This is a genomic window from Campylobacter sp. US25a, from assembly GCF_004379075.1.
Lineage (GTDB): Bacteria > Campylobacterota > Campylobacteria > Campylobacterales > Campylobacteraceae > Campylobacter_D > Campylobacter_D jejuni.
Window position 1 is genome coordinate 1 of the sequence record NZ_RYYM01000090.1, and the last position, 492, is coordinate 492.

Annotated in this window: 1 protein-coding gene; it reads left to right on the plus strand. The window is 34.3% G+C overall.

Annotation, left to right across the window (positions count from 1 at the left end):
- A partial coding sequence (locus ELQ12_RS09875; protein ID WP_166739610.1) for a conjugal transfer protein TraG N-terminal domain-containing protein occupies positions 1-492 on the plus strand: 492 nt, incomplete at both ends.

The window sequence follows — 492 nt, forward strand, 5'->3', positions numbered from 1 at the left end:
CAAATTATGAGCAAAAGTTCTTAGGCGCTGCACAAATCTATAACGAACAAGCTGTAAGTGCTAGATCTTATTTGCAACAATCTATGGTAATGCTTGCTTCTCAAGATGCAATCATTAATACCGCTAAATCAGTAGGATTAAATCCTGCTTCTGTGGCTGCAAATACTGCTTATGCGGATCAGCAATTTTATGCAAGTATGCAAGCACAAGGACACATGGCGCAAACTTATTTGCCTTTAGCTAAAGCTTATTTAACAGCTATTATCATAGGTTTGTCTTGGCTTGTTGCTTTGCTTTCTATTGTATTTGGCTCTTACGCTCATATTAAGATGTTTTTTACTCTATGTATTTGGATAGTGCTTTGGACTCCTATACTTTGTATTATTAATTTTATAAATGATTTTAATCTTATGAATGTTGCACAAGTAATAACAGGTGGAAAAGCAGCTTTAAGCTTAGGAGATAACATGCTTATATTCAAAGAAGTAGCAA